Annotated in this window: 2 protein-coding genes; both read right to left on the reverse strand. The window is 60.6% G+C overall.

The features are described from left to right. A partial coding sequence (locus DJ70_RS16565) for a CARDB domain-containing protein (protein WP_143420885.1) occupies window positions 1-7,878 on the reverse strand: 7,878 nt, incomplete at its 3' end. A 468-nt stretch (window positions 7,879-8,346) separates the two neighbouring features. Next, on the reverse strand, window positions 8,347-9,177 hold the full coding sequence (locus tag DJ70_RS01140) for a PGF-pre-PGF domain-containing protein (RefSeq protein WP_094529386.1): 831 nt from the start codon (window positions 9,175-9,177) through the stop codon (window positions 8,347-8,349). Window positions 9,178-10,037: the final 860 nt, after the last annotated feature.

Below are 10,037 nucleotides of genomic sequence, written 5' to 3' on the forward strand. Positions count from 1 at the left end.
GGCCGTCCGCCGTACGGCGGTCGCGTCCACCGTCGCAGACAGCGTGACGGTGCGTGATGCGCCCGGGTCGAGCGTGACGTTCTCGGTGTCGACCACCGTGCCACCGACCCGGAGTTCGATCGACTGGCTTCCGGCGGCGTCGCCGTCATTGCGTACGGTCGACTCGGCGGTGAGAGTTCCACCGGCGTCGACGAGATCCGGCGTGACGACATCCTCAACGACGAAATTCTCCGTTGCGGGCTGGGTCGTGACCACGAGACTGTCGCGTGCGTCTCCGGCAGCAAGGACGACCTCACGTTCGCCTGCCGGTTCGGAGTCGCCGACGGGGTACTCAAAGCTGACCGAGGTGGTTTCGTTTGCGGGGAACGTGACGTTCTCCTCCGTGAGGGCTTGCCCGTCGCGTTCGAGGGTGACGTTGCGCCGGGCAGTCCGCTCTCCGTCGTTGGTCACGCTCGCGACGACCGTCACGTTCTCGCCGGGAGTAACCGTCGAATCGGAGGCGTCCTCGTCGATGTCGACGCTGAGGCTCGCCGGATCGGGCTCGGCGACGGCGAAACTGGCCGTCGTTTCGACGTCGGCGTTTTCGGCCGTGATCTCGACCGTAACCGTGCTTCCGGCGTCCGCGTCATCAGTTTGGTACTCGGCCACGAGCGGAGCGTTGTCGGACGTCGTGTTCCGGACGACGTTCAGGTTCTCTTGATTGCCCTGAACGACTTCGAACTCCACCGGCTCGCCCGGGAAGTCGGTACCGAACTGGTCGATCCCGCGAGCGGTCACTTCGACGGTATCGCCCGGTTCAGCCGGATCCGGTGCCGCCGTCACGTCCGCGATCTCGTCGAACCTCGGTTCCTCCACGTCGAAGCTGACCGTCGTGTCGGCACCGGCCAACGTATCGCCAGCGTCCGGGTCGCCGGCAGCTATCCTTACCGATACTTCGCTCCCAGCGTCGCTCACGTTCGGGGTGTACGTGGCCTGTACACGGCCGTTCGCTCCCGTCTCTCCGTCGACGGATGACATCTCACCGCTCCCGTCGATAACCTCGAAGGTCACGTTCTCACCCGCATCAACCGGATCTCCGCGCTGATCGAGCGCCGTCGCCGACACGGTCACGCCGGTTCCGGGACCAGCTGGGTCCGGTCGTGCCTCCTCCCCGTCGAAGGCAGCCACCGTGAGTTCGTCCTCGCTTTCGAGCACCTCGATGAAGCCGCCGGTCGGCGGGGTCCCCTGTTCTCGCGGGACGAAGTTGACTTCGTACTCGTAGAACCCGGCGTCCAACTCACTGACCGGCTTGGTGAACGTCACCGTCCCATCCTCGTCGGCGTCGAGCTCGATCGTTCGTGTGGCTTCCGAGACGGTCGAGGAGTCGGTCGAATCACGGATCTCCAAACCGAGGGTGAACTCCTCGGTCCGATCGAGTTCGTTTCGGACCTCGAACGCGACCGCCCCCTCGTCGCCTTCGATGAGCGCTCCGGCGTTGACCGCCGGATACTCCCCGGGAACGGATTCGGGGAGGGCCTTCGAGGGCCCCTCGACGGTCACGTCCCCGCCGAGTTCGTCGCTTCCGCTCGATATCGTTACGTCGTACGCACCGGCGCCGAGTTCGCCGGTCACTTCTTCGAACGTGACGGTGGCACTGTCGCCGCCGGCCAGCGTGATCGATTCGTTCCGCGAGAGCGTTTCCGTCGGTCCGTCGACGACTCTGAGTGTGATCTCTGTGGTCGTTTCCGTCCCACCGACGTTTTCCACCTGGACGGTGACGTCCTTGACGGCTCCGTCGGTCACTGTCGTCTCCGATCCGTCCCCGGCAATGTCCAACTCGGACAGCGCAAGCTCACCCGGCGCCTCTACCGTTATCGAGCTGGTTTCAGTGTCCTGGTCGGTAACGACTTCGACGGTGGACTCGCCGGAATCGTCGATCGAAACCGCGTCGAAGACCACCGTCGCGGTTTCGCCCTCCGCCAGCGTGACGTTCCGCGTGGCCACCGGTTCGTCGTCGACGAACAGCGTGGTGTTCCGTGTGGCCGAGGTCCCGCCAGCGTTGGTCACGCCGGCGGTCACCTCGAACGCCTCGCCCTCGGCGACCACATCCGGCGTGTCGAGCGTTTCGACCTGGAACTCGGCCGGGGCGACGACCGAGACCGAGTCGGTCGCGTCGTCGTCACCAGTTCGTACGGTCAGGTTACGGGTACCGATATCCGTCTCGGTCGTGGGGACGGTGACGGTGAACTCCCCCGTCTCGTTCGAGCTGAGCGTGACGTTCTCTCTCGTCTCGACGAGCGTGTCGTTGAAGCTGAACTCGAGGTCCGTCGTCGCCGCCACGCCCCCGTCGTTTTCGACAGACGCGGTCACAGTGAGGGTGTCCCCCGCCGTGACGGTCTCGTTGAACTCAAGCGTTCTGACCTCGGAGTTCGGCTTGGAGACGACCTCGATCTCGAGACTATCGAGATCGTCGTCGGAATCGACGTTTGCGGTATAGGTCCCCGCGGCGAGAGGGACCTCCTCAAGGGTGAACTCGATCGTCTCCGTCGTTCCCGGCTTGATCTGGATGTCCTTACGCTCGGTGATCTCGGCGAAATCTAGGCCGATCGACTGGGTACCAGCGGTTTCTCCGGTGTTTGTGACGTTCGCGACGATCGTCGCGTTCGTCCCGGAGACGACGGCGGCATCGGAGCCGTTCTCGTCGATCTCGACTTGGAACTCGGGCGGGCCGAGGATCGTGACCTTTTCACGTGTGAACTCGTCTGCCGTATCAATTGATACATTGACCGTGCCGACGTCGTCCTCGGTCGTGTTCGCGGTGAAGTTGAGCTCCCGATCTTCACCCGGAGCGAGCGTGACCGTCTCTGTCTCGATGAGCGTGTCGTTGAGGCTGAACTCGACGTCTCGCGTGTCCTCCACCCCGCCGATGTTCTCGGTGGTCGCAGTTACCCCGACGTCGTCTCCGGCGACGACCTGGTCATTGACCGACGTAATACCGACGTCGAAGAACGCGTCCTGGACCACGTCGACGGTCAGGTTGACGGTGTCGTCCTCGGAGCGGACCTCGACGGTGTAGCTACCGGGTGCCGCGGTGACTTGGTCGAAGCGGAACTCGATCGATTCGGTCGTTCCCGGGCCGAGCGAGACCCCTGCCGTTTCGGTGTCGTTTTCGAGGTTGGCCTCGATCGTTTGCGTGGCAGTGGAGCCACCGACGTTGGTGACGTTCGCGACGAGCGAGAGGTTCCCGTCAGCGAGGACCCGCGTGTCGGTGGCCGACTCGTCGATGTCGACTTTGAAAGACGCGTTCTCGCGAACCGACACGACCGCAGTGTCGTTACTGGTCTCGCTCACGACCTCGGCGGTGATCTCCGGTACATCAGTCGCCTCCGTCTGGTAGACGAACGTCTCAGTTGCTTGCGGCCCGCCTGCGGGATCCGCGCCGTCGAACCGGCGCAGCACGTCCAGATCACCGTCAGTGTCGGGTCCGTACAGCGCCGTCTGGTCGGCGGCTAACCCTCCGTCGCCCGCGTCGTGTTTGCCCGTCCGCTGTAGCAGTTCTCCGTCAGTCGTGAACTGAGCCAGCTCGCTCGGACGAGCCGTACCGACCCATAGTGTGTCGTTCCGATACGCGAGCCCGTTCGGACCGTTATTGAGATCAGCCCGTACATCGAACCGAGAGCGCTGTTCGCCCGTCTCGGGGTTCAGTTCACGAACGTTGTTTCCCGTTACCTCGGAAACCCAGAGGGATCCGTTCTCGTAGGCGAGACCGTACGGGTCGTATCCGTATCCTTCGAGCCGCGAGCGAACCGTCCCGGTTTCGGGGTTCAACTCGACGATCTCTCCGTCAAAAGAACTCGAGGCGGCGTCAGCGAACCAGATCGAGCCGTTTCCGTACGCGAGCCCCTTTCGGCTCCCCTCCGGCGCGTCGAACTCGGAGATCATCTCGCCTGTCGTGCGATCGATCCCGACGATCGTTCCGTCGTCAATTACGTAGATCGCGTCGTCACTGAGGGCGACTCCCGACTGTGCTGAAACGTTGTATTCCGCGTCGGTCGGTCGGAGTTCGACGGACCGATTTTCGACGACGTCGCCGTCAACGAGGAACTCGATGGACTGGTTCGTGGCCACGCCCGCTTCGCTCGCGAGTTCGGCTTCCACGGAGACTTCGGATCCGGCCGTGACCTCGCTCGGAGCGGACGTGATGTCGACCGTGACGGTCCGGTTCTCTCCGGAATCATCCTCGTTGACGACCACCTGTTCTGGCGGGATCGCCTCACCTGAATCATCATACAGTCTAATATTGTCGAAGTACGCACGGTTTTCCTCACCGCGAGTTCTCAGAATCAACGTGTGGGTGCCGTCGTATTCGGAGACGTTCCCCTCCTCGGTGTGCCACTGGTCCTCGGCTTCCTGGGTCGCACCCATTACTCCTGAGTTAATGTCATCTACATGTACTTTTATGTCTCCGGCAGCTGAACTGCTAGATTTGACATAAATATCACCGCGTATCGTCGAAACCGTTGAGAGATTCAGATCGATAGTTGCCCAACTCTCTCCGAGGCCCGACGAGCCGCTGAGATACAGTGACTGCGTTCCATCAGTCGCACGATCGGTGGTCACTTGTTGCGTTCCGTCCGTTTTCTCAAGCGACCATCGATCCGGTAGCTGTTGGCCGTCAGTATCTCGTTCGAAAGAGAGTGCCGGCACTGATGAACTGATTTCAGTCGAGATCGTCACCTGCGCGCCGTCAGTAACGGGTGAGCCGTCTCGAGAGATCGGTTGGCCGTGATTGTTTCCGTCACCGTCGGTAGTGTTCGCCCGGTGTAGCATCGCGACGAGCGACCGGTTTTCGGTGAGTTCCGTGACGTCGTCGTCACTGTCGACCGTCGCACTCAAATCGACGGACACGTTCCGGTGTTTTTCGCCGTCGAGGACGGTAGATTCGCCGATCTTCGTTCCGATCGTTCCGTCACTGTCAGTTTCGTGGAGCACCACAATGAAGGGCTCAGCCGGAACTGACTGATTTCCGAATTGCGCTTCTTCGACGATAACGGTCGACGATCCGTTCTGTAGCGATCGATTCTCGAAACGAACTGACGCTGGTGGAGACTGTATGGTCACCGTCCACGTGTCTACGGCTGTACTGGATCGAACCGTGACGGGGCGTTCGCCGCTATCGTTCTCGCCGATCGGGGCCGTGAAGTTCAGGCGTCGAGTGCTACCACCGTCGAGGGTGACGTTCTCTCTCGTTTCAACGAGCGTATCGTTTACCAGGAACTCGATGTCTTGGGAATCCCTCGTCTCGGCGTCGTTTGTGACGTTGACGACAGCTGTCAGATCACGCCCTTCAGTGACTGTTTCGGTCGATTCGTTGCGATCGATGTCGACCCTGAAGGAAGGGTTATCACTGTCCGAAAAGATTATGAGTGCCGGATAGTCTTCCGTCGTGGTCCACGTCCCGTTGAAGTTTAGCCCGGACATATTCGTGCGGGCGGCCTCACCAGTCATCTCGGCGGTAGCGAGCCCGACAGCACTGCCAGCCGAACTCGCCTGCCCAGTCGTCTGTTCGTCCCAGTACGAGTCTTGAACCGTGCCGGTATTACGTGGCCCAGTATCCGTCCAGTTCGTTCCAGTGAGTCCGCCCACACTGGTCTGCCCACTCACGGAACCCACAGCGAACGTATCTCGAACCGTCCCGCCGTTGCCACCCACGAGTCCGCCTACTCGAGTTTCTCCACTCACATTAGCCGAGACTGTCACGTTCTGAACGGTGCCATCCGAATTAGTCCCGACGGATCCGCCTACCCACTCTTTTCCACTCACATTGCCGAAGACAGTTGCATTCCGAACCACCACATTACCGAATGGACTAGCAATGTTACCGGCGAGTCCGCCCACACTAACGCCCCCATTCACATCGCCGAAGAATTTAATATTCCGAATCGTTCCTCGAGGACCAACTTCACCAGCAACTCCGCCATCACCCCTCACGTTGCCGGAGACTGTCGCGTTCCGAACCGTACCATAATGACTACCGACAAGTCCGCCCGAAGTACTGCCCCCACTTACGTTGCCGGAGACCGTTGTATTCCGAACCGTGCCCTGATTAGTACCGGCAAGTCCGCCAGTATCACCAGCTCCCTTTACTGTGATGTCCTTTAGCGAGAGATCCGTGAGTACCGCAGGGTCATCGATAAAGTTGAAGAGTCCGACCCAATCTTCACTGGGCCGAGCGATTGTGAGGCCTGTAATTGTGTATCCGTTGCCGTCAAATGACCCGCTGAATGTCGAACCCCTTCCGAACCCAGAGTAGGTACCGATCGGATCGAATCCTTTCCCGTTATTCCAATACGATGTACTCGATGCGTCGATATCGCCGACTAACTCATAATGCGCGTCGAGATCATCTTCCATCGCTTGTAGCTCCGAGGCATTACTGATGAGGTAGGGGTCGGCTTCGGTACCGTTCCCCGCCAGATCGCTCGGATCGATGTCGACTTCCTCGGGAGTGGTCACGTTGACCGTCGCAATAGTGACGTTCGAGTCTTCGATCAGATACTCGTCGGTTCCGCCAGTCCGGTTTGCCTCCACGTCGGTGACGACGACCGGATACCGTCCCGGTGTCGTCGGGGCGGTTCCGGTGACGGTCGTTGAGACACTGAGCGTACCGTTGGAAACGCTTGCCTCAGTGTAGTCAATCCGTACGTCTTCTTCGGGTCCTTCCGTCGAATCGTTGTCGATCTCCAGATCGAACCCTTCGAGGCTCACGGTGATCTCACCGTCCTCGTTCGTCAGCGACGTGTTTTCGACGGTGACACTCACGATATACTCTTGTGACTCGCCAGTTGCGGTAGTCGTCGGTGTGATCGACGAGCGACTTGCGTTGATCGTCGGTGACGTATCCTGACCATCTTCCGTGTCGCCGGTTTCCTCGAGGGCGATCAGTTTGGGGTAGTCATTCGGCTGCGTCTGCCAGACCTCGCCGAACTCGAGCCCGGTCATGTTCGTCCGAGCTGCCTGGCCGGTCATTCGTGTGTCCGAGAGCCCGATTCCCGCCGCCGAAGAGGACTGACCGGACGTGGTTTCATCCCAATACGCTTCGCTCACCGATCCACCGAACTTGTCAGCAACGAGCCCCCCCGATCCGTCCGGGCCGATCACGTCGGCGGCGGCGAAACTTTCGGTAATATCTCCGCTACTAGACCCAGCTAGTCCACCGACGTCGGTGGATCCGTTAACTCGACCAACGACGGAGACGTTCTTCATCGTTCCTCCGAATTCACTGCTGTGTCTTCCAGCAACACCTCCAATATCCGAGGAACCGTCGACGTTTGCGTCGACTGAAGCTATCTCGATCGATCCTGCGTTGCTACCTGCGATACCTCCAACCCCGTCCGTTCCATCAATACTTCCATCTACGGCTACTCCGTGGATCGTTCCGATGTTCGTGCCAACTATCGCTCCCGTACTGGCTCCTCCCGAAACGTCTGCGTTCGGTACTCGCAAGTTGGACACCGACCCGTCAGTATCGACGAACCCGAACATGCCAACTCGATCGGTCGTTGGTCGGGAGATGGTTAGACCCGAAATCGAATATCCCTGCCCATCCACGCTACCATCGAATCCCTGTATGGGATCGAAACCGGATCCGTCGTTCCACGTGCTCGTTTCGGACGCGTCGAGATCATTGATCAAAACGTAGTTCGCACTAGTGTTCCCCTCTATCGCCTGAAGCTCGGATACGTTCGTGATCTCATACGGATCCGATTCGGTTCCGACGCCCTCCATTCCCGCAAGCAGGTCGTCGTACTCCGACTCGTCGGGCGCTTCCGCCGACGCCGTCGTTTCGTTCGTTCCGTCCTGTGCGGCGACCGGTGCGGCTCCGACGGCGATCGCCACGCCGATCAGGACGACGACAGCACAACCGATCCCGAGAAGACGCCGGTCGACTACCCGTGACGATCCGGGTGTCGACGAGCTATCGACAGTAGTCATCCACCTGTTTCCCCGACCGTTCGGCGGATGGAGTCGCTTCCAGGGTCGACGCGGGCGACAGCACCGGTCCCTCACCGTCGACGTCGTCACCGTCGCCGACGCGTGGCGCGTATGCCGTCCTCAACGACGATCGATCCTCCTCATCGCTCGAAAAGTAGACGATCGATCCTGTTTGTCCCGTCCTCTCCTCATCGTTCGGCCAACTAGTACCACGACAGCAGTATCCGATCGGCCCCCGATCCCAATCAGATTGTGACATTGACAATATCCGAAAGTTGAATTTACTTTAAATTTGTGCCGTGAACAGATCTCGATCGTTGGCAGTGAGCGTCGTAATAAACAGAAACGCACGTCACCGTCGAGGTTCGTCCGTCAGTCCGACCGCCGTCCTCGTAGAGCGCCCGTCGCGGCGAGCACCGTCGCGGCCACGAACGCCCCGAGCAGCCCGAATCCGGGCGTGCTGTCGTCGGTGACACCGTCGTCGGCTTCGGCGCTCCCGTCATCGGACGCGTCGGCCGTATCGTCCTCGGTCGTTCCGTCGTCGTCGCTCCCGTCATCGTTCTCGATCGACCCATCATCGCTGCCGTTGTCGCTGTCAGCGCTCGTCGACCCGTCGTCGTCCGCGTCGTTCTCCGTGGTCACCGCGAACAGGGAGAATCCGGGCGTCTCCGCTTCGAGCACGACGCGTTCGGTCCCTTCCTCGACGACTGTCGTCTCGAGCGATTCCCACGCTCCGTCGGAGAACCGCTCGACGCGGAGTTCCTCGGTGGTGGCGTCGTGTTCCTCGAGTCGCGCGGTGTCGACCGTCATCCGGATCGTCGCGGGGGAATCACGGGCGTCCTCGGGAACGGTGATCTCCGAGACTTGGACGGCGGTCCCGGAGGGTGGTTCGACGTCCGCGGGCTCCGATTCCTGCGTCGTGACTTCCACCGTTCCCTCCACGTCGCTCTCGAAGGCGACTTCCTCGACCGGCGAGCCTTCGTCGAAGGCGGCTCGAGAACCGCCGGTAGTCGCCTCGATCGTCGCCTCGGCCTGCTGGACGGCTTCCGTCGGCTCGTTCTCGGAGCCGTCGTCGACTTCACCTTCTCCGGCGTCGACGGGCGCNNNCGTCGGGGTCGGAGATGTTGCCGTCGTCTGGGTCGGAGATGTTGCCGTCGTCCGGATCGGTGTCAGTCTCGTTGTCGCCCGAGTCGTCCTCGACAGCGTCCTCGGTCACTTCGATGCTCGTCTCGGTGATCTCGAGCATCTCCTGTTCGGACTCGGTGAGAGGTTCTTCGCCGAACACCGTCGAAAACACAGTGTAGTTCCCTTCACTCTCCGGAACGGTGACTTCCGTCTCGTACACGTCCTCCGAGGAGTCAGCCGCGTTCGCCTCGATCGGTTCCGGATCGTCTCCGTCCATCAGAACGAGTTCGACCGAATCGATCGCCGGCTCCTCGTCGTACGGTTCGAGTTCGATCGTCGCGTTGACGGTCTCTCCCGGTGCCGCCTCGTCGGGGATCGTCAACTCGGCGTCGTACGCGGCGACGACCACGGGGACCGCTTTTTCGCCGAACTCGACGGGACCGGTTCGTACCGTGACGAGGTACGTTCCGGGGTCGTCACCGTCGGTCGAAAACGTCGTCGAGTTGTCGCCAGTTAGGCTAACCGAATTAATAATGTCAGCGTCGCCACTAGCTCTTATGATGTCATAACTCTCGTTTTCCGGTCCGGTCGCGTCCACGTCGATGTCTTCGCCGGGTTCCACACGGCCAACGGACGATATATCGAACTCGATCGTGAATGGGAGTCCTTCTCGTTCGGCTTCGATCTCCTCCGTACGATCCGGCACGTCGATCGAGTCGGCGACCGACACGTCGTACGATGACGACGCCGAGGCGGCCGACGCGACAATAACCGACGACGAGAACACGAGAAGTACGGCGAGAAACATCACGCGGGGACTAAGGCGTTTCATTTACCGACGCATTGTGCGCTACAACATATAAATAAATCGTCCTGTTGGCTTCCGTGTATACATACTAGGAAATATAAGACTTGCTTATACTGTCAGCTAAATATTC

The sequence above is a fragment of the Halorubrum halodurans genome, from assembly GCF_002252985.1.
Taxonomy (GTDB): domain Archaea; phylum Halobacteriota; class Halobacteria; order Halobacteriales; family Haloferacaceae; genus Halorubrum; species Halorubrum halodurans.